The organism is Acidovorax sp. 59, from assembly GCF_002754175.1.
GTDB classification, from domain to species: Bacteria; Pseudomonadota; Gammaproteobacteria; order Burkholderiales; family Burkholderiaceae_C; genus Acidovorax; species Acidovorax delafieldii.
Window position 1 is genome coordinate 4,666,974 of sequence record NZ_PEET01000001.1, and the last position, 24,896, is coordinate 4,691,869.

The window sequence follows — 24,896 nt, forward strand, 5'->3', positions numbered from 1 at the left end:
GCTGGGGATCAGTCGGCGCCCAGGCCGATGGGGTTGGGCTGTCGCTTCTCCACGGCATGGCGCAGCAGCGACGCGGTGCGGAAGATGCCGTGCGCAAACTTGCCGTAGGGCATGGTGGCGAACAGCGCCATCACCGCGCCCAGGTGCAGGCACAGCAGCAGCGGCAGGCCTGCGGTGCCACGCACCGCCCACAGCGCCAGGCCGCTGGTGGCGGTGAGGCACAGCAGCGCAATGAAGGCGCGGTCCATGGGCTTTTGTGCCGCATCGCCATGCTGGGGGTGGCGGCGCAGGTTCAGCCGCCACAGGCCTGCGGTGCCAATCGCCAGGCTGATGCCGCCCACGCCGCCCAGCAGCTTGGGCAAGCTAGGCAGGTCATACGGAGCAGGCACGCCCAGCAGGTAGTGGTACAGCGTCGCCACGCTGGTGGCCGCAAAACACAGCATGAAGCCGTAGAACGTGAGGTGGTGCATGCGCCTGCGCGACAGGGTGTAGGCATCGTCCTCGTTGTGGCAGCCATCGCCATGGCCGCCGTCCAGGTACTTGAGGCGCAGCACGGCATCGGTGGCCTCGGCCGTGGCGGGCGCGCTCAGCGGCGCGCCGCTGGTAGCGGGCGTCACGTCGCGCCAGAAGCGGCGCACGCCGAGGCCCAGCGCCAGCACGGCGAACAGGAACACGGGCGCAAACAGGCCCACCAGCAGGTTGTGCGGGAAGATGCCGTAGAAGCCGCCCACAGGGGCCTGCCACAGCGCGGCGATGCCCTGGCCATGCAGCACCACGGCCAGCAGCAGGAACAGCGTGAGCCCGGCCACCAGTGCCAGGGCCAGGGTCAGGCCGTTGCGCTGGTACAGCTGGCCCAGCGCGGGTGGCCAGGCGTAGTCGGCATAGGTCTGGCCGCGCACCTGGGCCATGGCCTGCGGAATGTTCACCGCAAACTCGTGCGGCGGCGCGTACTGGCAGGCGTGCAGGCAGGCACCACAGTTGTGACACAGGTTGGCGATGAAGTGGATGTCGGCCTTGCCAAACTCCAGCCGCCGCGTCATGGCCGGGAACACGGCGCAAAAGCCTTCGCAGTAGCGGCAGGCGTTGCAGATCTGCAGCTGGCGCGCCACCTCGGTCTCGGGCGCAGACAGCACGATGTCGCCATTTGCCAGCGCCCGGGCGTCGCGCGTCAGGGCCTCAAGCGTTTGCATGGTTTGCTCCTTGTTTTGTAGCGTTTGAGGCATGTTCGACTAGCGCTACCGGGCGTTTGGAGGCCAAAGCTGCCTGCGTGCCCGCAATGCGGCCAAACGCAGTGCCAATGCTCATGCCCACGCCGGCGGTGTAGCCTTTGCCCAGCACGTTGCCGGCCATCATTTCGCCGGCCACAAACAGGTTGGGGCTGGGCTGGTTGTTAAAGCGCACCGCAGCCGTGTCGTCGGTGTGCAGACCCAGGTAGGTAAAGGTGACGCCAGGCTTGAGCGCATAGCCGTAGAACGGGCCGGTGTCGATGGGCCGGGCCCAGTGTGTCTTGGCGGGTGCCACGCCTTCGGTATGGCAGTCGTCCAGCGTGGTGTGGTCGAACTGGCCCACGCGGCAGGCGGCGTTGTAGGTATCGAGCGTGCGGGTGAAGGTGTCCACGGGCAGGCCGAGCTTTTGCGCCAGCTCGGGCAGCGTGTCGGCCTTTACGCCCGGGAACACGGGCGGCATGAAGCGGCCAATGGCCTTGCTGTCGATGATGGAGTAGCCGATCTGCCCCGGCTGCTGCGCCACCAGGCGGCCCCAGATGGCATAGCGCTTGGGCCAGAAGTCCTCGCCCTCGTCGTAGAAGCGTTCGCCCGCGCGGTTGACCACCACGCCCAGCGACACGCAGTCGATGCGCGTGCAGATGCCGCCGTCGTACAGCGGCGCGCGCGCGTCGATGGCCACCATGTGCGCCTGCGTGGGGTCGCCGATGCGGTCGGCGCCGTGGTCGTCGAGCAGGTGCTTGAGCAGCACGCCCTTGTTGTAGGCCGTGCCGCGGATCAGGAAGTTGTCGGCCGGCCACTCGCCGCGCTCGTTCTGGCCCCAGGCTTCGCGCAGCCATTCGCGGTTCGATTCAAAGCCGCCCGCGGCCAGCACGCAGCTCTTGGCGGCAATGCGCTCGCCGTTGGCCAGGTGGGCTGCGACGAAGCGGGGGCCCTCCATCTCGATGCGCTCCACGGGCGCTTCGTAGCGGCTCTGCACGCCCAGCTGCTCCGCGCTGCGGTAGTAGGCATTGACCAGCGCCTTGCCGCCGCCCATGAAGAACGCGTTGGTGCGCGCCACATGCAGCGTGCCCGCCAGCGCGGGCTGGAAGTGCACGCCGTGGCGGCGCATCCAGGGCCGGCAGGTGCTCGACTCGCGGATCACCAGGCGCGCCAGGTGCTCGTTGGTCAGCCCGCCGGTCACCTTGAGCAGGTCCTGCCAGAACTCCTCTTCGGGGTAGGCATCGACCAGTACGTCCTGCGGCGCATCGTGCATGCATCGCAGGTTGCGGGTGTGGGCCGAATTGCCGCCGCGCCAGGCGCGCGGGGCCGATTCGAGCAGCAGCACGCTGGCGCCCGCCTCGCGCGCCATCAGGGCGGCGCACAGGGCAGCGTTGCCGCCGCCGATGACCAGCACATCGACCACAGCATCGCCGCTCATGGCCGGTGGCTCCAGGCGGTGCGTTGCGCGCGGGGGTATGAAGAAGGGGGTGTGGGGCCCATGGGGTGTCTCCTGGCGCGGTCGCCGTGTCGTTCATCGGGGTGATGGCGACTGTAGGGAGACGCAGGCCCGCTGTGCAGCGGGTTCAGGTCATGGGGGTATCACGGATCGTGATGGCTGCGGGGTGGCCGCTCAGGCGCTGGTGTCTTGTCCGCCGATCCATGTCGTGCCAAACCACTGGCCGCTCGTTACCAATTCGCGCACGCAATCCGTCAGCACCACGCGTGCGGCCAGCGCGGCGGGCGAGAGTTCTTCGTCGGGCAGGCTGCACAGCAGGTTGACGCGGCGCGCGGGCGCGTCGGTGAGGCGCGCGCACTGAAAGCGCTCGGCCGCATCCGGGTAGCGGCCCATGGCGGCCCAGGGCTGCACGGTGGAGCCCAGGCCCGCATCCACGGCGGCCATCACCATGGCAAGCGAGTCCACCTCCAGCACCACGTGCGGTGCCACGCGGTCGCGGGCAAAGGCCGTGTCCAGGGTGCTGCGCAGGCCGTGTGGGCCGGTGGGCAGGATCAGCGGCTCCTGCCCCAGCTCGGCGACGGTGATGGTTTCCGGCAGCTGCCGGCCACAGGGGTTGCCGGGACCGCTGCGGGCACAGATGAGGAACAGGTCTTCCTCCAGCAGCGGCGCCATGTCCCAGCGACGCGCGCCCGTGGCCTGTTGCGCCTGGTGCAGGCGGGTGTCGAACAGCACGGCCAGGTCCAGCTCGCGCGCATGCAGCATGGCCGTGAGGTGTCCCGACATGCTCTCCACCATGTGCAGCCGCACGTCGGGGTAGCGTGTGCGCATGGCCTGCATCAGCGGCAGGCCCAGCACGCCCGAGGTGGTGGGCGCCAGCCCCACGGTGACGGTGCCCGACAGCCGCGCCTGCTGCGCCGCGCGCACGGCCTGGTCGGCATGGCGCAGGGTGAGCTGCGCCTCGCGAAAGAACGCCAGCCCTGCCTCGGTGGGGGTCACGCCGCGCGGCGTGCGCTGCAGCAGGCGCGTGGACAGCTCGCTCTCCAGCCGCGTGATCTGCTGGCTGAGTGCGGACTGCACCACGTCGAGGTCCAGCGCGGCGCGGCTCATAGAGCCTTGCTCCACCACGCGCACGAAATAGCGCAGTTGTCTCAGTTCCATAGCGCCCTTTTTGCCATGCGGAACTGTACCCCGGAGCGTCCGTTGCTCCCCCCGGGGGCGCGAATACACCGGTGCTGCCGCGCCGCCCTGACTCGTTGGCGACTGCGTGCTGAGCGCGCAACGCGCCACTTGCAGCAGGCTGACGCCGTTGCTCCGGGTAAACGCGCAGTCCGAGCCCCGGTGACCCGTCAATTCCCTATGGAGGCTGGGGACTTGAAATTAATTACACCGCCAGTGGACCGCATTTCAAGAGAGACACAGGCGCTTTCCCGAAGAATCCGGTGGCGAACCAGGCACTGGCGACTGCTGCGCCAGCATTTTTTCACTTCAACCCTTTCCGAACGGAGACAGGCCATGATCTGGCAACAAATCTACAACCCGGCGGGCAATATGGTTGCGTCCACCGCGCTGGCCGCGATCCCGGTGATCATCATGCTGGCCGCCCTGGGGTTCTTTCACATCAAAGCCCACATCGCTGCCGGCATGGGGCTCATCGCAGCGCTGGTGGTGGCCATATTCGCTTATGGCATGCCCGCCGAGATGGCGGGTCGCGCCGCCTTGTATGGCGGTTTTGTGGGGCTGCTGCCAATCGGCTGGATCGTGCTGAACATCATTTTTCTGCACCAGCTGACTGAGCAGAACGGTAGCTTCAAGGTGCTGCAGGACTCGCTGTCCAACATCACGGAAGACCGCCGCATCCAGCTGCTGCTGATCGCATTTTGCTTTGGCGCATTCTTTGAAGGGGCCGCCGGTTTTGGCACGCCCGTGGCAGTCACTGCCGCGATCCTGATCGGGTTGGGCTTCTCGCCACTCGCTGCCTCGGGGCTGTCGTTGATCGCCAATACCGCCCCCGTGGCGTTTGGTGCACTGGGCACGCCAGTGATCACGCTGGCCAAGGTGCACGGCTACGACCTGATGGAGGTGACGGCCATGATCGGCCGCCAGCTGCCCTTCTTCTCGGTGCTGGTGCCGTTCTGGCTGATCTGGGCGTTTGCCGGGCGCAAGGCCATGTGGGAGATCTGGCCTGCCATTCTGGTGGCCGGTGTGTCGTTTGCCATTCCGCAGTTCCTGGTCTCCAACTACATCGGCCCTGAGCTGGTGGATATCATTGCAGCCATCATCTCCATGGCGAGTCTGATCGCGTTCCTGCGCGTGTGGCAGCCCAAGAAGATCTGGACCTCGCCTTCCATGCGGGGCCACGACGCGAGCGCCGCCGAAGCCAAGCCTGCACAGCCGGTCGTTCGCTACTCGCGCGCCCAGCTGATCAACGCCTGGATGCCTTGGCTGATTCTGTCGGTGTGTGTGTTTGTCTGGGGGCTGCCATCGGTCAAGGCAGCGCTCAACGGCATCTTCGCTCCGGCTTTCCCGATGGACGGGCTGCACAACCTCATTGAAAAGATGCCTCCCGTGGTGCCCAAGCCCACCAAGGAAGGCGCGGTCTACACGCTGAACCTGCTGTCGGCCACCGGCACGGGCATCTTGCTGTCCGCACTGATCAGTGCCCTGCTGATGCGCTACAGCCCTGTGGCCATCGTCGGTACGTTCTTCCGCACCATCTGGCTGGTGCGCTATTCGCTGCTGACCATCGTGCTCATGCTGGCACTGGGCACGCTCACCCGCTACTCGGGCACGGACACCACCCTGGGTCTGGCGTTCGCGAACACCGGCGTGTTGTATCCCTTCTTTGGCACCCTCATGGGCTGGCTGGGGGTGGCGCTGACGGGGTCGGACACGGCCTCCAACGTGCTGTTCGGTGGCATGCAAAAGGTGGCGGCCGAGCAGCTGGGCCTTTCGCCCAATCTCATGGGCGCCGCCAACAGCTCGGGCGGCGTGATGGGCAAGATGATCGATGCGCAGTCGATCGTCGTGGCCTCCACTGCCACCCGCTGGTTCAACCATGAAGGGGATATCCTGCGCTTCGTCTTCTTCCACTCGATTGCGCTGGCCTGTCTGGTCGGGCTGCTGGTGAGCCTGCAGGCTTATGTGTGGCCTTTCACCTCGATGGTGGTGCGGTAGCGGGTAGTTTGCCCCACCCGCCACCCTTCGGCGGGTGTTCTTCGTGCACAGGGTGGCTTTGGGGCGCAAGCCTCTGCCAACCCTGTGCCCAGTACCCGCTGCGTTGTGGCGCCGCGCTCAGAACGTGTGCACCACACCGGCCGAGATGCCGGTGGCCGTGGCCTTGTTCGCCGCGCCCTGGAAGCCGTTGCGCCAGCGGGTGTTGTCCAGCTCGGCATACACCTTGGTGCGGCGCGATAGCTTGTACTCGGCAAACGCCACCAGGCGGCCGTAGCCGTCGTCGGCCGCACCGGTGCGCGAGCGGTCCACCTTGTAGTAGGCCGCTGTCAGGTCCACCCACGGCGTGGCCGCCCAGGTGCCGCCGGCGGACAACACGCGCTGCACGGTGAAGCGGCCTGCGGCCGTTTCGGCCTTGTTGCGGCCGGCGTTGGCAGCCAGGCGCACGCTGCCCCATTGGTACGCGGCACCCAGGGTGGTGCCGTCGAGTGATCGCTTGTTGGTGTCGTTGAAGCTCTGGTAGGCGCCGGATACCACGAAGCCATCCGCAGCCCAGGCCAGGCCCACGCCGCGTGACGACAGGGCCGAGGCCTGCGATGCGACCTCGCCTATGCCCCACATGGCACGCGCCGTGAAGCCGCCGAAGCGGCCCGTGTACTTGAGCGAATTGTCCAGCCGGTACGAGCCCGAGTTTGCGCCTGCGCTGCCGTACTCGATGCCCAGGCCATGCTGGCTCAGCGCCGTCACGCTGATGTTGGGGTTGAAGCTGGCAAAGCGCATGGCCAGCGGATCCACGGGCGAGATGGCATCGGCCAGCGTCGTGGTCTGGCGGCCCAGGGCCAGCGTGCCCCAGCTGCCCTGCAGGCCCACCCAGGATGCGCGGTCGAAGTATTTGGTGGCGTTGGCCGGGGCACCCGTGTCGGCGTTGAGGCCGCTCTCCAGGTTGAACAGTGCCTTGGCGCCGCCGCCCAGGTCTTCACTGCCCCTCAGGCCCCATCGGCTGGTGGTGTGGATACCGCTGCCCAGGCTGCGACTGGAGCCGGCCGTGGGCGCGTTGGATGCGGTGAGGCCGCTGCCGTTGCGCAGGCCCAGGTCCACCACGCCGTACAGTGTCACGTCGGTGCCTTGTGCCATCGCGCAGTGGCCGATCAGTGCAGTGCAGGCCGCTGCCATCTTTGTTCTCATCTGTGTCTCCTTTTGTTGAAATGCGGGCGTGCCGCGCAGGGGCGGTGGCGCCCGTCTGCCTCCCCAAGCCGTCTTCGCAGCGGTTCAGTCGGGTGTGAGCTGGGCCTTGACCACCACACCCTTCCACTTGGCGAGTTCCTGCTTCACCGTCAGGGCCAGTTGCTCGGGCGTACTGGTGTCCACCACCGCGCCTTGCTCCTCGATGCGGCGCACCACGTCCTTGTCTGCCAGCGCGGTGTTCAAGGTCTTGTTGAGCAGGTCGATCACCGGGCGGGGCGTCTTGCCGGGCGCGAACAGGGCGTACCACTGGGTGATCTCCACGCCCTTGATGCCGGCCTCCTCCAGCGTGGGCACATCGGGCAGCAGCGACGAGCGCTTGGGCCCGGCCAGCGCCAGGGCGCGCAGCTTGCCGCCCTTCACGTGCGGGTAGGCCGAGAACAGGCTGGGAAACATCACCTGCGTCTGCCCGGCCATGGTGTCGTTCATGGCGGGGGCTGCGCCCCGGTAGGGCACATGGGCCATCTGGGCGCCACTTTCGAGCTTGAAGATTTCCGCCGAGAAGTGTGGGGCCGTGCCGTTGCCGGCCGATGCGTAGTTGAAGTCGTGGGGTTTGGCCTTGCTCAGCGCCACCAGTTCGCCCACCGTCTTGGCCGGCACCTTGGGGTTCACCACCATCAGCGTGGGCGAGTAGCTCACCATGCCGATGGGCTCGAACTGCGTGATGGGGTCGTAGCGCAGCTTCTGCAGCGCGGGGCTCATGCCGTGGGTGCCGATGTAGCCGAACAAAATGGTGTGCCCGTCCGGCGCGGCGCGCGCCACATATTCGGCCGCAATGGCGCCATTGGCCCCGGCCTTGTTTTCCACGATGACCTGCTGGCCCAGCAGGGTGGAGAGCTTGATCGCCACCACGCGTGCCATGCCGTCGTTGCCGCCACCTGCGGCGGTGGGCACGACCAGGGTGATGGGTTTGTGGGGGTAGGCGGCGTGGGCGGTGCCGGCGGCCCAGAAGGCGCTGGACGCGAGCGCTAGCGCAGCCGTGGCCAGCGCCGTGCGGCGCGTGGTGGAGTGAATGGAACGGGTCATGGTTTGTCTCCTGTCGTAATGGTTGAAATCTTTGGAAGGGCGCTGCGCAAGCGGCGCCCTGAAGAGCGCTCAGTGCGCGGGGGCGGTTTCGGGAACGAACAGCGTGCCTTCCAGAATCTTTCGGGCGGTGCGTACCAGCGCGGCCTGCACCAGCTTGAACTGGCCATCCACCTCGCTGAGTTCCACCTCCACCTGGATGCGGCCTGCCGGGTGTTGCACCTCCACGCGGCGCAGCCCGGCGGCGGGTGCATGCCGGTCGTCGGTGGCCACGGTGCCCGGCAGTACCGAGGCCGCCGCGACGCCAATCGCGCCCGTCACCGCATGCGAGCGGTGGCACTGGTGGGGGGTGAAGTAGCGCGACACCACACTGCCCGGTTGTGTGCCTGGCGACACGATCACCGGCTTGGGCAACACGCTGTGTGTCACGTCGCCCATGCCCATGCGGTGGCCGGCTTCGAGGCGCAGAGCCTCCAGGCGGGTGAGCAAGGCGGTGCTGGCGTCCAGCTCGGCGGGTGTCTCGTCGCCGCGCAGGCCCAGGTCGGTGGCGCGCACCAGCACCATCACCTGCGCTGCGTCGATGCAGGTGACATCCAGGCCCTGAATGGTGTCGATGCGCTGGCCGGTGGGAAAGATCTGCCCGGTGACGGCGCCCCAGGCGTCCAGGAAGTTCATCAGCACGGGGGCTGCCGTGCCCTGCACGCCGTCAATGCGCACATCACCGTCGTAGTGCACCTGGCCGCCTGCCGTGCACACCTGCACGTCGATGCGGGAGCGGGTGTTGACGTTGTAGACACGCACGGTGGTGGTCTGGCCTTCGCGGTCTGCGGGGACCAGCCCCTGCTCGATGGCAAAGGGCCCCACACCGGCCAGCATGTTGCCGCAGTTGGGCCGCGTGTCCACGCGGGCTTCCTGCACGCTGACCTGGGCAAACAGATAGTCCACATCGCAGTCAGGCTGCGTGGAGCGCGAGACGATGGCGACCTTGCTGGTCAGCGAGTTGCCGCCGCCCAGGCCGTCGATCTGCAGCTCATGGGGCGATCCCAGGGCTGCAATCAGCGTGCGGTCGCGGGCTTCGGGGTCGCGCGGCAGCCAGTCGGCCAGGAAGAACGGCCCCCGGGAAGTGCCGCCACGCATCAGAACGCAAGGAATGTTGGTGCTCATGGGTCGGCATGGTGCGACGCCTTCGATGATCTGTGAATTGCATTGTTGGCAACGATTGATGCATGCTGTGCAATAGGCTAACGCGGCTTGTACATGCTCCAATCACGGCCGTGAATTGCAATGTTCCGATCGTTTGATGCACGGCTTGCAACGCTAAAAACACCCCGAAGCGCACTGGAAGGACGCCGCGATGAACAACAAATTCGACCTTGCCGACATCCAGGCCTTTGCGGCCGTGGCCGAGCTGCAGAGCTTTCGTGCGGCCGCCGAGGCCATCCACCTGTCGCAGCCTGCGTTCAGCCGTCGCATCGACAAGCTCGAAGAAGCCCTGGGTGTGCGTCTGCTCGACCGCACCACGCGCCGCGTCACGCTCACGGCCGTAGGCCGCGACTTTGCGCGCAAGACCCGCGTGTGGCTGGACGACCTGGACGGCATGCTCATGGGCCTGGGCGATGTGGCCGCGCGGCGCATGGGCGAGGTCACCATTGCCTGCGTGCCCTCGGCCGTGTATTACTTCCTGCCGCAGGTGGTCAAGCGCTACCACGAGCGGTTTCCGAAAATCCGCGTCAAGGTGCACGACGCCAGCGCCAACGAGGTGCTGGTGGCCGTGGCGCAGGGCGATGCGGACTTCGGCCTGAACTTCATCGGCAGCCAGGAGGCCGAGATCGAGTTCAAGCCCGTGCTGGCCGAGCGTTTTGTGGCCGCCTGCCGGCGCGACCATGTGCTGGCGCGCCGCAAGAAGGTGAGCTGGGCCGAGCTGGGCCAGCACGACTTCATGTCGGTGGGCAAGACCTCGGGCAACCGCCTGCTCATGGACCTGGCGCTGGCCAACGTGCCCGACCGGCCCCAGTGCCTGTACGAGGCCAAGCACGTGACCACGCTGCTCGGCCTGGTGGAGGCGGGCCTGGGCGTGGCGGCCGTGCCCAGCCTGGCCATGCCGGGCAAGGACCACCCCACGCTGGTCAGTATTCCGCTGGTGGAGCCCATCGTCACGCGGCAGATGGGGCTGATCAAGCGCCGGGGAAAAACCCTGTCGCCTGCCGCGCAGCAGCTGTATGACCTGCTCGTGGCTACGCGTTCTGCGCGCCCGCGCAGTGCCCCGGCGGCATCAAAAATACAATCGGGGCAATGACTTCCCCTACCAAACAGCGCGTTGTCGTCGGCCTCTCCGGCGGCGTGGACTCGGCCGTGACCGCATACCTGCTCAAAAAGCAGGGCCATGAGGTGGTCGGCATCTTCATGAAAAACTGGGAAGACGATGACGACAGCGAGTACTGCTCGTCCAACATCGACTTTGTGGACGCAGCCGCTGTGGCCGATGTGATCGGCATCGAGATCGAGCATGTGAACTTCGCGGCCGACTACAAGGACCGGGTGTTTGCCGAGTTCCTGCGCGAGTACCAGGCCGGCCGCACACCCAATCCCGATGTGCTGTGCAACGCCGAGATCAAGTTCAAGGCCTTCTTGGACCACGCGATGCGCCTGGGGGCGGAGAAGATCGCCACCGGCCACTATGCCCGGGTGCGACACAACCTGGCCACGGGCCTGCACGAACTGCTCAAGGGCCTGGACCCGAGCAAGGACCAGAGCTACTTTCTGCACCGCCTGAACCAGGCGCAGCTGTCCAAGACATTGTTCCCCGTGGGTGAGCTGCACAAGACCGAAGTGCGCCGCATTGCCGAGGAGATCGGCCTGCCGAACGCCAAGAAGAAGGATTCCACCGGCATCTGCTTCATCGGTGAGCGGCCCTTCCGCGAGTTTCTGAACCGCTACATCAGCCATGCGCCCGGGCCCATTCTGGACGACCGGGGACGCAAGCTGGGTCAGCATGTGGGCCTGAGTTTCTACACGCTGGGCCAGCGCCAGGGCCTGGGCATTGGGGGCGTGAAGGAAAAAGGCGCCCAGCGCGGTGGCGGCGCGCACGAGCCCTGGTTCGTGGCCCGCAAGGACCTGGAGAAAAACACGCTGCGGGTGGTGCAAGGTCACGACCACCCCTGGCTGTTGTCGCACCGCCTGGTGGCGCAGGACGTGAGCTGGTGCGCTGGGCAGGCCCCGGCGCCCGGCGCCTACGCTGCCAAGACGCGCTACCGCCAGCAGGACGCAGCGTGCGCGCTGGAGACCGTGCCCGATGGCTTTGCGCTGCAGTTTCCGGACGCCCAATGGGCCGTGACGCCCGGGCAGAGCGCGGTGCTGTACGACGGTGATGTCTGCCTGGGCGGTGGCGTGATTGCTGCCGTGGAGGGGCTGCCGCAGCCCACCGGCCATGCGCCGGCGGGGCAGCCAGCCATGGCCCGTTGATGCTTCAAAATTGATAGCTGTCAGGGCAATGGAATCTAGCGCTTGCACCTGATTTGTCTTGAAACTCTCTTTCCAGATGCAAAAAAGCCGAGGCGGTGACCGCTCCGGCTTTTTTGTGGGGTTGTGCCCCGGCGTGTCAGTCGTCGTTCATGGCCAGGCTGATCAGGATGCGCAGCACGTACCAGAGCATGAGCGCAATCGATGCGAACAGGTGCAGCGCTGCGCCGGCGGGGCGGTCTGCAGGGTAGTCGTGGATGATGCGCGAGGTGTCGTACAGCACGCAGGCGCCCGCAAACAGCACCATGAGCCCTGAGAACCAGATGCCCAGCTTGAAGCCGAAGATGGCGCCCGCGATGATGGTGCCCAGTGCCACCAGGCCCGCCACCTTCAGGATGCCGCCCAGGAACGAAAAGTCGGTCTTGCTGCTGAACGCCGTCCATGTGAGCGCCGCCACCAGCAGCAGCGTGATGAAGGCGGCAGCGCCGATGGCGCCGGGCACCAAAAGCTGGGCAATGCCGAACATCGGGGCAAAGATGAGCCCTTCGGCCAGCACGTAGAGGCCCAGGCCCATCAGCTGTGTCTGAGGGTTGTCCGAGTTGTCGGCCAGGTGCGATGCCAGCCAGCCCACGAGCATGAAAGCGCCCATGACCCCCAGCCACAGGAATTTGCTACCGCTGGCCATGAGCATCTTGGCCGCGGCGGTGGAAAGTCCGCTCACCATCAGTACCGCCGACAGCACGACAAAGGCCAGAATGGCCACGCCCAGGTGCTTGTAGGTAGAGACGATGAAATCGCGCCGCTCCATCGGAGCGCCCGCAGGGGTTTGTGGCGAAAGTGCGTTGGGGTTCATGGTGTGGTCCTCCGTAGTGAGCGCGCAGGTTGGCGCAAACGATGGGAGGAGCGCGCCCCGGGCGCTGCCCCTCCCTCCCTCTCTCTTTTTATGGGGTATGGCCGTCAGGCGGCGGCCAGCTGGTGTGCTTCGTCGGCGGCGCGCAGCTTGCGGTTGGACCACACGCCTGCCGCTCCCACCAGCGTGAGCAAAATGGCAAAGATCCAGGTGCCTGCGCCGCTGAAGGACTGCGCGGAGGAGGCTGCTTCGGCCTGCAGCCGCTGTTTGGTGGTGTCGTAGCTGATGACGGTCGCGCCGTCTGCCGATACTTCATAGACCAGGTCGCTGTCGCTGCCATCGACCAAGGCGGTGACTTTTTCGTCGATCAGGTTGCCCACCAGCTGCTGCGGCGTGCTGTGGTCGATGCGCAGCTTGCGCGCCTCGGCACCAGCGGTGTCGGGCTGGACCGTGATTTCGTAGTACTTCTTGGTCGTACGACGCTTGCGCTTGACGGTGACTTCAGAGGCCTGCGTCACGGTACCGGACACGGTCTGCAGACTTTCGCGCGCCACGTAGGCGTGGCCGTCTTCCGCCTTCCAGCCGCTGTACACCGACAGCCCGATGAGCCCCGGGCCCGCCAGCAGCAGGAGCCACGCGTAGCCAGTGACAAATATCAAAATCTTTCGGACGAACCCCGGCATCACAACCCTCTCTCTTTTCAGTTTGGAATATTGATTTTGGTAACTGCTGGCCGCCGGGTTTTGCACCTCTTTGGCGAGCCAGTCCGCGATGATCTTTGATATTTCCGTATCGAATGTAAGGAATTGTTGGTTTGTCGCGGTGGTGCCGAACTGGACAAAACTGAGAAGCGGCGCCCGTGAGCGCCGTTGTAAAAGCCATCGCTCCATGGCCGCGCTGGCGCTTGTGAGTCGGGCGGGCTCCAGCACCTCCTGTTGCGAGTTGCTACGTTTTGACGCCCACAGGCGACGTTTTCCGTGGGGTTGGGCATGCCTTGCGCACCGACGAAAAAAAACCCGCACCTTGCGGGTGCGGGCTGGGGACTGAGTCCGGCGCCAGAAGCTGTCAGAACGGAATGTCGTCGTCCATGTCGTCAAATCCGGAGGCCGCGCGCGGTGCCTGTGCCACGGGGGCGGGTGCAGGGCGCTGAGCGGGGGCGGCCATGGGGCGCGGCGCTGGCGCTGCACGGCGCGGGGCCTGGTCGTAGCCACCCTGGTCGCCACCGTAACCGTCGTCGTATCCACCGCCTTGCTGTCCGCCGCCCTGTCCGCCACCGCCCATGCCCTGGCGGCTGCCCAGCATCTGCATCTGGTCGGCGCGGATTTCGGTGCTGTACTTCTCAACGCCGCTCTGGTCGGTCCACTTGCGGGTGCGCAGGCTGCCCTCTACATACACCTGCGAGCCTTTGCGCAGGTACTGGCCGGCGATTTCGGCGAGGCGGCCGTTGAAGACCACGCGGTGCCATTCGGTGGCTTCCTTCATTTCGCCAGACTGCTTGTCTTTCCACTTGTCGGTGGTGGCAATCGTCACGTTGGCCACCTGATCGCCACTGGGGAAGGTGCGCATTTCAGGGTCGCGGCCCAGGTTGCCGACGATGATGACTTTGTTTACGGATGCCATGGTGCTGTCTTTGCCTTTAAGGGATAAAAGCGCCGGATTTGGAGAGAGATTCCAGGCGCCAAACGCTCCATTGTGCCGCAACCGGGGGGCAATGGAAGCCCTGACGGCGTGGCACGGCTTGGCGGTTCAGTGCCCGCCACGCCCCACGGGCCGCAGCGGCCAGGTCAGCACCAGCCACAGAGCCGTGAGCGCCGTGGTCACGGCAAACAGGCCTGGAGCCCCGGCCCATTTCACCAGCGCGCCACCCATCGCACCGCCCGCAAACAGGCCCAGAGACTGCAGGGTGTTGTAGCTGCCCAGCGCGGCGCCGCGCAGCTGGGCTGGCGCCATGCGCGACACCAGGCTGGGCTGGCTGGCCTCCAGCGCATTGAATCCGCAGAAAAAGACGAACAGCAAAGGCCCCAGCACCCACAGCGTGGCAGGCACACCGCTGGCCGCCAGCAGGCCCAGCCCCGCCTGCACCACCAGCACCAGGGCAATGGCTCCGAGCAGGGCTGCGCGCAGTCGGCCCGCACGCTCCAGCGCAAACAGCCCGCCCATGGCGGCAAACGACAGCACCACGGCGGGCAGGTACACCTGCCAGTGGTGGTCTTTGGTGAGTCCTGCCTGTACCAGCATCGCGGGCACGGCCACCCACATGGACAGCTGCACGGTGTGCAGCACAAACACGCCGAGGTTCAGGCGCAGCAGGTCAGGGTGTCCCCACACATCGGCCAGGCGGCCCCGGGGGGCGTTCCGATGCAGCGCAGGCTCGGGCGGCACCCACCACACCACCACGGCCACACCGGCCAGGGCCAGCGCACAGGTCAGGCCAAACAGCCCCGCCAGGCCGATATGGGCAGCCAACATCGGTGCAGCCACCAGCGCCACAGCAAACATCAGCCCGATGCTGCCGCCCACCAGCGCCATCGCCTTGGTGCGCACGCTGTCGCGTGTCTGGTCGGCCAGCAGCGCGGTCACGGCTGCCGACACAGCCCCTGCGCCCTGCAGCGCCCGGCCCAGCAGCAGTCCGGTCAGAGAATCCGCCAGCGCAGCCATCAGACTGCCGCCTGCGAAGACGAGCAGGCCGAGCACGATCACCCGCTTGCGCCCGAAGCGGTCGGAAGCGATGCCCAGCGGCAGCTGCAGGACTGCCTGCGTCAGGCCGTAGATGCCCATGGCCAGACCCACCAGGGCGGGATCGTCGCCACCGGGGTACTTGCGTGCCTCCAGGGCAAACACGGGCAGCACCAGGAACAGGCCCAGCATGCGCAGCGCAAAGATCAGCGCCAGGCTGATGCTGGAGCGGCGCTCCAGCGGGGTCATCTGGGTACTGGGGGTGGGTTGCCGGGAGGCGGCGGTGGCTGACAGGGAAGGAGAATCCGGCACGGTGGTGCGCTAAGGCCCGAAGAAGCAAAACCGGGATTTTCGCCGATTGGCTGGGTGGCTGCTCGAAGGCCTCCAAAGCGTGGTGCGCAGGGACGCGGTGCAGGCCTGGCGGGTAATGCTGAAGTGCTACGCCAGAAAACGTGGGTGACCTATCATGGTGGGTTTTCCTGCACCGAGCCCGCCCGTGACCCCTCCCCCTGTTGCCGATGACCGATCCGCCGATGGTGTCTACCTCGCCCGCGCCCTGCGCGAGCAGCGCATCAGCATCCGGGGGGCGCGCACGCACAACCTCAAGAACATCGACCTGGACATCCCGCGCAACCAGCTGGTGGTGATCACCGGGCTGTCGGGCTCGGGCAAGTCCAGTCTGGCGTTCGACACGCTGTATGCCGAAGGCCAGCGGCGCTATGTGGAGAGCCTGTCTGCCTATGCTCGGCAGTTTCTGGGGCGGCTGGACAAGCCGGATGTGGACCTGATCGAAGGCCTGTCGCCCGCCATCAGCATTGAGCAGAAGGCGACCAGCCACAACCCGCGCTCCACCGTGGGCACGGTGACCGAGATCCACGACTACCTGCGCCTGCTGTATGCCCGCGCTGGCACACCGTTCTGCCCCGACCACGGCCTGCCGCTGGCCGCGCAGACGGTGAGCCAGATGGTGGACGCCGTGCTGGCCCTGCCCGAGGACACCAAACTCATGGTGATGGCCCCCGTGGCACGCGAGAAAAAGGGCGAGTTCACCGAACTGTTTGCGCAGATGCAGGCGCTGGGCTACATCCGCTTTCGCGTGGATGGGCAGATCTACGAGCACGAGAACCTGCCCCCGCTCAAGAAGACCGAGAAGCACGACATTGACGTGGTGATCGACCGGGTGAAGGTGCGCGCTGACCTGCAGCAGCGCTTGGCCGAGAGCATTGAGGCGGCCCTGCGCGTGGGTGGCAATGAGGGCAATGGCCGCGTTCTGGCACTGGAGATGGACACGGGGCAGGAGCATCTGTTCAGCAGCAAATTCGCGTGCCCGGTGTGCAGCTACTCGTTGGCCGAGCTGGAGCCGCGCCTGTTCTCGTTCAACTCGCCGATGGGCGCCTGCCCGGCGTGCGACGGCATTGGCCAGCGCGAGGTGTTCGACCCGGCGCGCGTGGTGGCCTTCCCGTCGCTCAGCCTGGCCAGCGGTGCCATTAAGGGCTGGGACCGGCGCAATGGCTACTACTTTGCGATGCTGGAGAGCCTGGCCCGGCACTACGCATTCGACATCGAGGCACCGTTTGAGTCGCTGCCTGCGCCGGTGCAGCACGCCATCCTGCACGGCTCGGGTGATGAAGAAATCGCCTTCAGCTACATCATGGACAGCGGGGCTTCCAAGGGCAAGGTGCACACCAAGAAGCACCCCTTCGAAGGCATCATCCCCAACATGGCGCGCCGTTACCGCGAGACGGATTCGGTGGTGGTACGCGAAGACCTGGCACGCTTTCGCAGCACCCAGCCCTGCCCCGAATGCCACGGCGTGCGCCTGCGCCGCGAGGCCCGCCATGTGAAGGTGGGCGAAGGCACACAGGCCCGTGCCATCTACGAAGTGAGCCACGCCACGCTGAGCGACGCGCACGCGTGGTTCCACGCCCTGCAGCTCACCGGTGCCAAGGCCGAGATTGCCGACAAGGTGGTGCGCGAGATCGCCACGCGCCTGCAGTTTTTGAACGACGTGGGCCTGAGCTACCTGAGCCTGGACCGCAGCGCTGAAACGCTCAGCGGTGGAGAGGCGCAGCGCATTCGCCTGGCCTCCCAAATTGGATCGGGCCTGACGGGAGTGATGTACGTGCTCGACGAGCCCAGCATTGGCCTGCACCAGCGCGACAACGACCGGCTGATCGCCACGCTGCAGCACCTGCGCGACATCGGCAATAGCGTGATCGTGGTCGAGCACGACGAGGACATGATGCGCGCCGCCGACCATGTGATCGACATGGGCCCCGGTGCGGGCGTTCACGGCGGGCGGGTGATGGCGCAGGGCACGTACGACGAAGTGCGCGCCAATGCCCAGTCGCTCACGGGCCAGTACTTGTCGGGCACGCGCACCATTGCCGTGCCCCAGCGCCGCACGCCCTGGTTGCCGGTGCTGGACCAGCCCGCGCCCGTGGTGGAGGCCAAGACCAAGTCGCGCTTTCCGCAGACCGAAGCCAGCAAGCGCCGCGCCGAGCGCATGGCCGAGCACCATGCGCGCCAGGGCGCCGTGCAGGCGCTGCGGGTGGTGGGTGCCACGGGCAACAATTTGAAGGGCGTGACGGTGGACTTCCCGGTGGGGCTGCTCACCTGCGTGACGGGCGTGTCGGGCTCGGGCAAAAGCACCTTGGTCAACGACACGCTCTATGCCGCCGTGGCGCGGCAGGTGCACCGAGCGCACGAAGAGCCGGCCGAGCACGAAGAGATCGTGGGCATCGAGTATTTCGACAAGGTCATCAATGTGGACCAAAGCCCCATTGGCCGCACGCCGCGCAGCAACCCGGCCACCTACACCGGCCTGTTCACGCCCATCCGCGAGTTGATGGCCGAGACCAACACCGCCAAGGAGCGGGGCTACGGCCCGGGGCGCTTCAGCTTCAACGTATCGCAGTCATCGGGCGGCGGCCGCTGCGAGGCCTGCCAGGGCGACGGCGTGGTGAAGGTGGAGATGCACTTCTTGCCCGACGTGTACGTGCCCTGCGACATCTGCCACGGCCAGCGCTACAACCGCGAGACGCTGGAGGTGTTGTGGAAGGGCAAGAACATCGCCCAGATCCTGGAACTGACGGTGGAGGACGCTGCGGCCTACTTCAAGGACGTGCCGACCATTGCGCGCAAGCTGCAGACGCTGCTGGATGTGGGCTTGAGCTATATCCGCCTGGGCCAGGCCGCCACCACGCTGTCGGGCGGCGAGGCGCAGCGGGTGAAGCTGGCGCAGGAGCTGAGCAAGCGCGACACGGGCCGCACGCTCTACATCCTGGACGAACCCACTACCGGCCTGCACTTTGCCGACATCGACCTGCTGCTCAAAGTGCTGCACCAGCTGCGCGACGCGGGCAACACCATCGTCATCATCGAGCACAACCTGGACGTGATCAAAACCGCCGACTGGCTCATCGACATGGGGCCCGAGGGCGGTGCCGGCGGTGGCACCGTGGTGGGCGTGGGCACGCCCGAGGAGCTGGCGGCCAACCCGGCCAGCCATACGGGGCGGTATCTGGCGCCTTACTTGAAAAAATCGCCCGCCTGAGCCCTGTTGGCCGTCAGGGCGTCTTGCTCACAAACGCCACGGTCAGCCCCTTGGCCGTCACGGTGATGGGCCCTGGCTGCAGGCCCAGGCCGTCAAACACCGCCGTGTCTTGCGGGCGCAGTTGGTGCAAAGTAACTTCGCGCAGCGACTGTTCGGCCAGCAGCGGGCCGTAGGCATTGAGCAGCTCGGTCACCGCCGGGCGCAGGCTGGGAAACTCCATGCGCCCCAGCTGGATCTGGTGGGCGCGCAGCGTGCGGTCGCTGGCCTCGTAGCGCAGCGCAAACTCCACCTCCAGGCTGCCCTGGTGGCTGCGCCGCAGCGCCGGGCCGGCCACATCCAGCGCCATGGCTGCGCCCAGCCGGTTCACTTCGGGCAGCAGGCGCAGGTGGGGCGCCTGCACGCTCAGGTTGAACAGGCCTTGTACCGGCACGTTGCGCGGAAACTTGGGGTCCACCATGGCCTGCAGTTGGGCCAGAGGCACGGTGTAGCTGGGCTGTGCCAGCGCGCCCCGCGCCACCAGCAGCACCGCGCCGCCCAGGGCAATGCCCCGGGTGGCGTGGGTCAGGAATCGTCGGCGATGCAGCATGGGGGCTTTCCGTCAAAACCGTTGTGACACCGCGGTAGCAAAAAGGTGCCCAAGGCTTGCTGCAGGCGTTGTTACCAGAAGTTTGTGGATTTTGGGGCGATAGCGCTAGTGCTATATGCCTTGGGTGCTATCAAAATAGGTGCATTTACACGTGGGCTGCGGGATGGCGGTGGCGGGGCTCGGCCGCCACCGGTGCGACCAGCGCCGCGCTCAGCGCCCCACGACCGACCAGCCCGCCCGCTGGTTGTTCTTGTCGTTCTCGTACTCCCACGCGGTGCCGCAGCGGTCGCACACATAGCGGGTGATGGTGACGGTGCCGTCCTCACGGTCTTCCTTGCGGTTGCCGCGCTGCACCAGCTCGGCATGGCCCGGCGCTTTGCGCCAGTTGCGCTGAATGCCCTGGCAGGGCTCGCACAGGGCCATGGGTTTGAGTTCGTTCTGTCGGGCCAGGTCTTTGGTCATGGGGTGGCAGCCGTTGTGGCTGGTATGTGGGTGGGTTTGTGTGTGCGGGGCGGCTACTGTAAGGCACCTGCAGGTGCAGGGGCACAGCACTGTGGTTTCATTTCAAGCCAAATTGGCCTCTGGCGCTTGATTGATAAGCGCAAGTAGCTATCAAATCAGGACTGATCCCTCAGGCGGGCTGCCAAGGCCTTGGCCATGCGCGCGTTGTGCAGCACCACGCCCGCACGCTCCACCTGCTGGCGCGCTTCCACCACGAAGCCCTGGGCGGCAAAAAAGGGCTCGGCGGTCAGGCTGACGTGCGCGTGCAACTGGGTGATGCCGCGCTGCGCCGCTTGCGCGTGAATGTGCGCCATCAGCGCCCGGGCCACGCCCTGTCGTGCGAACTCCGGGGCCACGAAGAACATGTCGATATAGCCGTTGGCCTGCAGGTCGGCAAACCCGGCGATGGCGCCCCTGCTCTGCGCTTGCGCGATGAAGGGCTGGTTGGCACGCATGCGCTCTGCCCACTGTGGGGCGTCATGGTGCAGCGGAGCCCAGGCGGCGAGTTGTTCGGCGGTGTAGTTCTTGCAAGCCAACCCATGCACCGAGGCATGGAAAACGGCGCGCAATGCAGGTTCGTCGCCGGGGCAGAAGTTGCGGATGTGGATGAACGGCATGGCGGGCAAGCGACACTGAAAAAGGCCGCGATGGTGCCACAGCCCTGCGTGGTGGAGACGGCGTCAGCCCGCCGCCATGCGCAGCCTGCGCGCTGCATCTTCGTCGCGCGCGTCGTCAATCTCGCGCAGCACGGCCTGCATGTCCACATCGGCATGCGTCGGCGCATAGATGCCGGTGAGCGGCGTCTCATTGCTCAGCAGCCCGCTCTGGTACAGGCTCCAGATTTCGGGGCCGTATTGGGTGGTGCGCAGCTCGGGGGCAAACTGGCCGAAGAAGTCGCGCAGGTTGGCCACGTCGCGCAGCAGCATGCGCTGGGCGTGGTTGTTGCCCGCAGCGTCCACGGCCTGGGGCAGGTCGATGATGACGGGGCCATCGTGGCCCGCCTCTTCACCTTCTGTGCCAGGCAGGTAGGCCAGCAGGATGTTGAACTCCGACAAGTCCCCATGCACCACACCCGCACACAGCATGCGCACCACCTCGGCCACCAGCGTGGCGTGGTGGGTGCGCGCGTCTTCGGGCGTGAAGCTCACATCGTTCAGGCGCGGGGCGGCATCGCCGTGGGCATCGGTCACCAGCTCCATCAGCAGCACGCCGTCGTGAAAGTTGTAGGGCTGCGGCACGCGCACGCCCGCCGCGGCCAGGCGGTAGAGCGCATCGACCTCGGCGCTTTGCCAGGCGGCCTCTTGCTCTTGCCGGCCAAACTTGCTGCCCTTGGCCATGGCACGGGCCGAGCGCGAGTTCTTGACCTTGCGGTTCTCGGTGTAATCCACGGCTTGGCGAAAGCTGCGGTTGTTCGCTTCTTTGTAGATCTTGGCGCAGCGCGTTTCGTCACCGCAGCGCACCACGTAGACCATGGCCTCCTTGCCGCTCATGAGCTGCCGGACCACGGTGTCGATCAGGCCTTCCTCGATGAGGGACTGCAGGCGGGGGGGAGCTTTCATCGGTGCATTTTGCCCGTGTCGCGCAATCCCCCTGGCGGACCGCGTGCCAAAGTGCGTTTTGCTCAGCCCGCGCTGAACACACCGCGCAGCCGCAGGTGCGTGGCATCGTCCACAGCCACCGGCAACTGGTGCTTGGCCTGCAGATAGTGGTGGGTGAACACATCCAGGTATGCCTCCAGCGCCTGTGCGGCCTGCAGCTCGCCCGCCAGCTCCAGGCACAGCGCGCCGACCTCGGAGGTGCAGAAGTGGTCCATGCGGGTGGATCGGCGCAGGTGGTAGCGCGAGAGCTGCTCGGGCTGCAGGCTCAGCACGGGCAGGTGGTTGAGGTAGGGGCTCTTGCGGAACATCTTGCGCGCCTCGGGCCAGGTGGCGTCGAGCAGCAAGAACAGCGGGCGTTTGCCCTCGGCCTGGGCCACCTGCGTGGCCACGCGCTCGGGCGCCACGAACTCGCCGGGGAACACCACATACGGCTGCCACTGTGGGTCGGCCAGCAGCGCCAGCAGGTCGGGGTTTACCTCGGTGCGCGCCCAGCCAAACGCATAGGTGTCGGCCACCACATCGGCGATCAGCCAGCCGGTGTTGCTGGGCTTGAGGGGCTCGATGTCCGCCATCAGCAGGCACATGCCTGCACGCGTGGGCAGCACGGGCCGCAGCGCGCAGATGCAGTGGCTGGGCACCAGGCGGCAGCCCGCGCAGCGCTCGCCCTTGGGGCCGCCCCGGGCCAGAAAGGGCTTGGCACTGCGGGCCAGGCGCTCGGCGCGCAGGCGTGCCACCGCATGTGGTGGGACAGGTGGTGTGACGGACGGCGTATCGGTGGTGGCCACGTCAGTCGCCGAGGGGGCTGCGGGCTGTGTCACCGGCCGCCCGCACGTTCCAGCGCAAACAGCGGCAGCTCTGCCAGCGGGCTCAGCCACACGCCCCCACCCAGCTCGGTAAAGCCCTCGCCCAGCGTGCGGCGGTACAGCTGTGCGGGGTGGCGGAACATGCGCGGGTCGGTCACTTGCTCGTCCACCACATCCTGTTCCCAGTCCTCGCGCGCGACGGCCTCCACATACAGGGCGCCCCGGCTCAGGCGCGCCAGGTTGCGCATGGCCTTTTGCACGTCGGCCTCGCTCAGGTAGGGCAGCACGCCCTGGCAGATCACCAGGTCGTACGGCGTGCGGGCCTTGTAGTCCACCACCGAGCCGCGCTCCCAGCCAAACCGCTGGCACAGGTATTCGCTGAACTCCACGCCGTGGAACTGTGCCTGCGGAAAATGCCGTGCGATCACATCGCGCCACAGGCCAATGCCGCAGCCCACATCCAGCACCCGCCGCACGGGCACGCGCAGGTACTGCAGGTAGCTGCACACAAACGCGCCCAGGCGCTCGGTGTGCGCCGGGTCCACCACGCTGGTCTTCTTGTCGAAGTAAAAGCGCTGGTAGTACGCCTCGTCAAAAATGGCCGCGTCTGCGCTGCCGGTCACTGGTTTCACTGCTGCTTCCTTTTGCCCGGAACCGCCTGCGGGGGCAGCCGCACGATGGCGATTCGAGGTGGCTGTTCGAGGCGGCGAGTATCGCCCACGGGAGTGGGGGCCTCTGGCGGTGTAGTCTGCGGCCATGGATTCGCTGATCTCCGCATCCGCCCGCGCGCTGGCCGCCGGGGACCCGCTGGGCGCCCTCAAGCGCGTGGCCCTGCGCGACGACCCACCCGCCCTGGCCTTGCGCGGCATTGCCATGGCGCAGCTGGGCGAACACCCCCGTGCGCGCGACCTGCTGCGGCAGGCTGCGCGTGCCTTTGGCGCCCACGAAGCCCAGGCGCGCGCCCGTTGTGTGGTGGCCGAGGCCGAGGTGGCGCTGGCCATGCGCGACCTGGGCGGGTTACCCCGCCCGCTGCTGGAGGCGGCCGACACGCTGCAAGCCCACGGCGACACCGCCAACGCCACACAGGCGCGGCTGATTGCGGCGCGGCGGCTGCTGCGCATCGGCCGCCTGGACGAAGCCGCAGCGGCCATGGACGCCATGGCGACCGCCCCCACAGCGGGCGACCTGCCCCCCGCCCTGCGGGCCATGGCCGACCTGACCCTGGCCGAGCTGGCGCTGCGCTCGCTGCACATCGCCTCCGCCAGCGCGGCGCTGGACCGTGCGCAGGAGGCCGCCGAGCAAGCCCATGTACCCGCCCTGCTGGCTGAGGTGGCCCAGGCGCGCGCCGTGCTGGATCAACCCGCAGCGCGGCGTGTGGGGGCAGGGGTGGACCAGCCGCTGCGCCTTTCCGATGTGGCAGACCTGCTGGCATCGGGCGCGCTGGTGGTGGATGCATGTCGGCGCTGCGTGGGGGTGGGCGGTGGCCCCTCCACCGCAGACGCCGCCGTGTGGCAACCGCTGGCACGCCGGCCCATCCTGTTCGCGCTGGTGTGTGCGCTGGCGCAAGCCTGGCCCGGCGATGCCGAGCGCGAGGCGTTGATTGCGCAGGCCTTTCGCACCCGCCACCCCGACGACACCCACCGTGCGCGGCTGCGGGTGGAGGTAGGGCGCCTGCGCGCGCTCCTGCGGCCACTGGCGCGCATCGAGGCCACAGCGCGCGGCTTTGCGCTGCAGCCCTTGGACGCACGGCCCGTGGTGGTGCTGGCGCCGCCCATCGATGGCGAGCAGGCGGCGCTGCTGGCTCTGCTGTCGGACGGTGCGGCCTGGTCCACCTCGGCGCTCGCGTTGGCCACGGATGCCAGCCAGCGCACCGTGCAGCGCGCGTTGGCCGAGCTGGAAGCACAAGGCCGTGTGCGCTCCATCGGCCGCGCGCGCGCGCAGCGCTGGCTGGCGCCGCCGCTGTCCGGATTCACGACGATCTTGTTACTCCCTGCTGCGCTGCCGATTGCATAAAGTGGACGCCAAGCCCCCACCGGGCCACCCCACAGGAGCCAACCATGACCGCATGCACCCACAGCGACCCGACACCCGCCACCCTCCGCCGCCACCCTTCACAACCCGCAGAGATCGTGCGCGAATACGGCCCCTTTGCGGGCGCGGACAGCGTGCACGGCGTCACCCACGACGGCCAGCATGTCTGGGCGGCCACGGGGGCGCACCTGGTGGCCTTCGATGCCGCCACGGGCGAGACCCTGCGCACGCTGGCCGTGGCCAGCGATGCCGGCACTGCGTTTGACGGCAGGCACCTGTACCAGATCACCGAGGCGCGCATCGACAAGATCGACCCCGCCACCGGCCGGGTGGTGGCCTCCATTCCTGCACCCGGCAACGGCAACGACTCGGGCCTCACCTGGGCCGAGGGCAGCCTGTGGGTGGGCCAGTACCGCGACCGCAAGATCCACCAGATCGACCCCGCCACCGGCGCCATCCGGCGCACCATCGAGTCCGACCGCTTTGTGACCGGCGTGACCTGGGTGGACGGCGAGATGTGGCACGGCACCTGGGAAGGTGACGAGAGCACGCTGCGCCACATCGACCCCGCCACCGGCGCCGTGCTGCAGCAGCTCGACATGCCTCCAGGCGTGGGCGTGAGCGGCCTCGAATCGGACGGTGCCGACCTCTTCTACTGCGGGGGCGGCGGCAGCGGCAAGGTCCGCGCTGTGCGCCGGCCCAAGGCGGCCCGCACCTGAGCCCCTGACACCTTCAGCCC

22 protein-coding genes are annotated in these 24,896 nt (G+C 67.2%); 6 read left to right on the plus strand and 16 right to left on the minus strand.

Translation table 11 applies throughout. The features are described 5' to 3' along the window. Positions 1 to 8: 8 nt before the first annotated feature. The 3 genes from tcuB to CLU87_RS21370 form a co-directional block, all read right to left on the minus strand. A complete protein-coding gene (gene tcuB / locus CLU87_RS21360; protein WP_099731727.1) occupies positions 9 to 1,190 on the minus strand; it encodes a tricarballylate utilization 4Fe-4S protein TcuB in 1,182 nt (393 codons plus the stop codon). Beyond that, positions 1,177 to 2,643: an FAD-dependent tricarballylate dehydrogenase TcuA gene (tcuA, locus tag CLU87_RS21365; protein WP_099731728.1), complete on the minus strand. Its 1,467-nt coding sequence runs from the start codon at positions 2,641 to 2,643 to the stop codon at positions 1,177 to 1,179. The genes tcuB and tcuA overlap by 14 nt, the downstream gene beginning before the upstream one ends. Positions 2,644 to 2,835: 192 nt before the next feature. After that, positions 2,836 to 3,819, minus strand: coding sequence for a LysR substrate-binding domain-containing protein (locus tag CLU87_RS21370; RefSeq protein ID WP_056056696.1), 984 nt, complete (start codon positions 3,817 to 3,819; stop codon positions 2,836 to 2,838). Positions 3,820 to 4,173: 354 nt separating this feature from the next. Here CLU87_RS21370 and CLU87_RS21375 point away from each other — a divergent pair, with 354 nt between their 5' ends. Beyond that, positions 4,174 to 5,835 carry an L-lactate permease gene (locus CLU87_RS21375; protein ID WP_099731729.1) on the plus strand — a complete coding sequence of 554 codons (1,662 nt, stop codon included), beginning with the start codon at positions 4,174 to 4,176 and terminating at the stop codon, positions 5,833 to 5,835. A gap of 117 nt (positions 5,836 to 5,952) precedes the next feature. Here the strand turns inward: CLU87_RS21375 and CLU87_RS21380 are convergent, their stop codons facing one another. The 3 genes from CLU87_RS21380 to CLU87_RS23565 form a co-directional block, all read right to left on the minus strand. Further along, positions 5,953 to 7,017 (minus strand): porin, encoded by a 1,065-nt coding sequence (locus CLU87_RS21380; protein WP_369804329.1) that lies wholly within the window; start codon positions 7,015 to 7,017, stop codon positions 5,953 to 5,955. Positions 7,018 to 7,101: 84 nt separating this feature from the next. Continuing rightward, the gene (locus tag CLU87_RS23560; protein WP_099731731.1) at positions 7,102 to 8,100 is read right to left on the minus strand and encodes a tripartite tricarboxylate transporter substrate binding protein; all 999 of its coding nucleotides are present in this window, start codon (positions 8,098 to 8,100) and stop codon (positions 7,102 to 7,104) included. A 69-nt stretch (positions 8,101 to 8,169) separates the two neighbouring features. Then, positions 8,170 to 9,261: a 4-oxalomesaconate tautomerase gene (locus CLU87_RS23565; protein ID WP_099731732.1), complete on the minus strand. Its 1,092-nt coding sequence runs from the start codon at positions 9,259 to 9,261 to the stop codon at positions 8,170 to 8,172. A 190-nt stretch (positions 9,262 to 9,451) separates the two neighbouring features. On the opposite strand from CLU87_RS23565, the gene CLU87_RS21395 reads away from it, so the two are divergent. Both CLU87_RS21395 and mnmA read left to right on the plus strand, forming a co-directional pair. Next, positions 9,452 to 10,393, plus strand: a complete 942-nt coding sequence (locus tag CLU87_RS21395) for a LysR family transcriptional regulator (protein WP_056056686.1) — start codon at positions 9,452 to 9,454, stop codon at positions 10,391 to 10,393. Next, a complete protein-coding gene (gene mnmA, locus CLU87_RS21400; RefSeq protein ID WP_099731733.1) occupies positions 10,390 to 11,559 on the plus strand; it encodes a tRNA 2-thiouridine(34) synthase MnmA in 1,170 nt (389 codons plus the stop codon). The genes CLU87_RS21395 and mnmA overlap by 4 nt, the downstream gene beginning before the upstream one ends. 136 nt (positions 11,560 to 11,695) lie before the next feature. Here mnmA and CLU87_RS21405 read toward each other — a convergent pair whose 3' ends face one another. The 4 genes from CLU87_RS21405 to CLU87_RS21420 form a co-directional block, all read right to left on the minus strand. Next, entirely contained in the window at positions 11,696 to 12,409 is a 714-nt protein-coding gene (locus tag CLU87_RS21405) for a Bax inhibitor-1 family protein (protein ID WP_015016329.1), read from the minus strand. 104 nt (positions 12,410 to 12,513) lie between these two features. After that, positions 12,514 to 13,089, minus strand: coding sequence for a hypothetical protein (locus CLU87_RS21410; protein ID WP_099731734.1), 576 nt, complete (start codon positions 13,087 to 13,089; stop codon positions 12,514 to 12,516). Positions 13,090 to 13,471: 382 nt separating this feature from the next. Next, the gene (gene ssb, locus CLU87_RS21415) at positions 13,472 to 14,026 is read right to left on the minus strand and encodes a single-stranded DNA-binding protein (RefSeq protein ID WP_056056677.1); all 555 of its coding nucleotides are present in this window, start codon (positions 14,024 to 14,026) and stop codon (positions 13,472 to 13,474) included. Between the two features lie 126 nt (positions 14,027 to 14,152). Then, positions 14,153 to 15,331 (minus strand): MFS transporter, encoded by a 1,179-nt coding sequence (locus CLU87_RS21420; protein WP_099731735.1) that lies wholly within the window; start codon positions 15,329 to 15,331, stop codon positions 14,153 to 14,155. 217 nt (positions 15,332 to 15,548) lie between these two features. Between CLU87_RS21420 and uvrA the strand changes: the two genes are divergently transcribed. Next, positions 15,549 to 18,638 carry an excinuclease ABC subunit UvrA gene (gene uvrA / locus CLU87_RS21425; protein WP_233193835.1) on the plus strand — a complete coding sequence of 1,030 codons (3,090 nt, stop codon included), beginning with the start codon at positions 15,549 to 15,551 and terminating at the stop codon, positions 18,636 to 18,638. Between the two features lie 13 nt (positions 18,639 to 18,651). On the opposite strand, the gene CLU87_RS21430 is transcribed toward uvrA, so the two are convergent. The 6 genes from CLU87_RS21430 to CLU87_RS21455 all read right to left on the minus strand — a co-directional run bounded on the left by CLU87_RS21430 (position 18,652) and on the right by CLU87_RS21455 (position 22,758). Further along, the gene (locus CLU87_RS21430; protein WP_099731736.1) at positions 18,652 to 19,224 is read right to left on the minus strand and encodes a DUF1439 domain-containing protein; all 573 of its coding nucleotides are present in this window, start codon (positions 19,222 to 19,224) and stop codon (positions 18,652 to 18,654) included. Between the two features lie 210 nt (positions 19,225 to 19,434). After that, positions 19,435 to 19,686: a hypothetical protein gene (locus tag CLU87_RS21435; protein WP_056056666.1), complete on the minus strand. Its 252-nt coding sequence runs from the start codon at positions 19,684 to 19,686 to the stop codon at positions 19,435 to 19,437. Positions 19,687 to 19,841: 155 nt separating this feature from the next. Then, on the minus strand, positions 19,842 to 20,342 hold the full coding sequence (locus CLU87_RS21440) for a GNAT family N-acetyltransferase (protein WP_099731737.1): 501 nt from the start codon (positions 20,340 to 20,342) through the stop codon (positions 19,842 to 19,844). 63 nt (positions 20,343 to 20,405) lie between these two features. After that, positions 20,406 to 21,284, minus strand: coding sequence for a PA4780 family RIO1-like protein kinase (locus CLU87_RS21445; protein WP_099731738.1), 879 nt, complete (start codon positions 21,282 to 21,284; stop codon positions 20,406 to 20,408). Positions 21,285 to 21,346: 62 nt separating this feature from the next. Next, entirely contained in the window at positions 21,347 to 22,108 is a 762-nt protein-coding gene (locus CLU87_RS21450) for a tRNA-uridine aminocarboxypropyltransferase (protein WP_099732297.1), read from the minus strand. 29 nt (positions 22,109 to 22,137) lie between these two features. Beyond that, entirely contained in the window at positions 22,138 to 22,758 is a 621-nt protein-coding gene (locus CLU87_RS21455) for a trans-aconitate 2-methyltransferase (RefSeq protein ID WP_192419261.1), read from the minus strand. Positions 22,759 to 22,882: 124 nt separating this feature from the next. Between CLU87_RS21455 and CLU87_RS21460 the strand changes: the two genes are divergently transcribed. Together CLU87_RS21460 and CLU87_RS21465 are read left to right on the plus strand one after the other, a co-directional pair. Continuing rightward, positions 22,883 to 24,139: a helix-turn-helix domain-containing protein gene (locus CLU87_RS21460; RefSeq protein ID WP_099731739.1), complete on the plus strand. Its 1,257-nt coding sequence runs from the start codon at positions 22,883 to 22,885 to the stop codon at positions 24,137 to 24,139. Positions 24,140 to 24,183: 44 nt separating this feature from the next. Beyond that, the gene (locus CLU87_RS21465; RefSeq protein ID WP_099731740.1) at positions 24,184 to 24,876 is read left to right on the plus strand and encodes a PQQ-binding-like beta-propeller repeat protein; all 693 of its coding nucleotides are present in this window, start codon (positions 24,184 to 24,186) and stop codon (positions 24,874 to 24,876) included. Positions 24,877 to 24,896 lie beyond the last annotated feature (20 nt).

Coding starts and splice junctions, on each gene's coding strand:
- tcuB (WP_099731727.1), bottom strand. CDS start 1,190: ATGCAAACGCTTGAGGCCCTGACGCGCGACGCCCGGGCGCTGGCAAAT.
- tcuA (WP_099731728.1), bottom strand. CDS start 2,643: ATGAGCGGCGATGCTGTGGTCGATGTGCTGGTCATCGGCGGCGGCAAC.
- CLU87_RS21370 (WP_056056696.1), bottom strand. CDS start 3,819: ATGGAACTGAGACAACTGCGCTATTTCGTGCGCGTGGTGGAGCAAGGC.
- CLU87_RS21375 (WP_099731729.1), top strand. CDS start 4,174: ATGATCTGGCAACAAATCTACAACCCGGCGGGCAATATGGTTGCGTCC.
- CLU87_RS21380 (WP_369804329.1), bottom strand. CDS start 7,017: ATGAGAACAAAGATGGCAGCGGCCTGCACTGCACTGATCGGCCACTGC.
- CLU87_RS23560 (WP_099731731.1), bottom strand. CDS start 8,100: ATGACCCGTTCCATTCACTCCACCACGCGCCGCACGGCGCTGGCCACG.
- CLU87_RS23565 (WP_099731732.1), bottom strand. CDS start 9,261: ATGAGCACCAACATTCCTTGCGTTCTGATGCGTGGCGGCACTTCCCGG.
- CLU87_RS21395 (WP_056056686.1), top strand. CDS start 9,452: ATGAACAACAAATTCGACCTTGCCGACATCCAGGCCTTTGCGGCCGTG.
- mnmA (WP_099731733.1), top strand. CDS start 10,390: ATGACTTCCCCTACCAAACAGCGCGTTGTCGTCGGCCTCTCCGGCGGC.
- CLU87_RS21405 (WP_015016329.1), bottom strand. CDS start 12,409: ATGAACCCCAACGCACTTTCGCCACAAACCCCTGCGGGCGCTCCGATG.
- CLU87_RS21410 (WP_099731734.1), bottom strand. CDS start 13,089: ATGCCGGGGTTCGTCCGAAAGATTTTGATATTTGTCACTGGCTACGCG.
- ssb (WP_056056677.1), bottom strand. CDS start 14,026: ATGGCATCCGTAAACAAAGTCATCATCGTCGGCAACCTGGGCCGCGAC.
- CLU87_RS21420 (WP_099731735.1), bottom strand. CDS start 15,331: ATGACCCCGCTGGAGCGCCGCTCCAGCATCAGCCTGGCGCTGATCTTT.
- uvrA (WP_233193835.1), top strand. CDS start 15,549: ATGGTGGGTTTTCCTGCACCGAGCCCGCCCGTGACCCCTCCCCCTGTT.
- CLU87_RS21430 (WP_099731736.1), bottom strand. CDS start 19,224: ATGCTGCATCGCCGACGATTCCTGACCCACGCCACCCGGGGCATTGCC.
- CLU87_RS21435 (WP_056056666.1), bottom strand. CDS start 19,686: ATGACCAAAGACCTGGCCCGACAGAACGAACTCAAACCCATGGCCCTG.
- CLU87_RS21440 (WP_099731737.1), bottom strand. CDS start 20,342: ATGCCGTTCATCCACATCCGCAACTTCTGCCCCGGCGACGAACCTGCA.
- CLU87_RS21445 (WP_099731738.1), bottom strand. CDS start 21,284: ATGAAAGCTCCCCCCCGCCTGCAGTCCCTCATCGAGGAAGGCCTGATC.
- CLU87_RS21460 (WP_099731739.1), top strand. CDS start 22,883: ATGGATTCGCTGATCTCCGCATCCGCCCGCGCGCTGGCCGCCGGGGAC.
- CLU87_RS21465 (WP_099731740.1), top strand. CDS start 24,184: ATGACCGCATGCACCCACAGCGACCCGACACCCGCCACCCTCCGCCGC.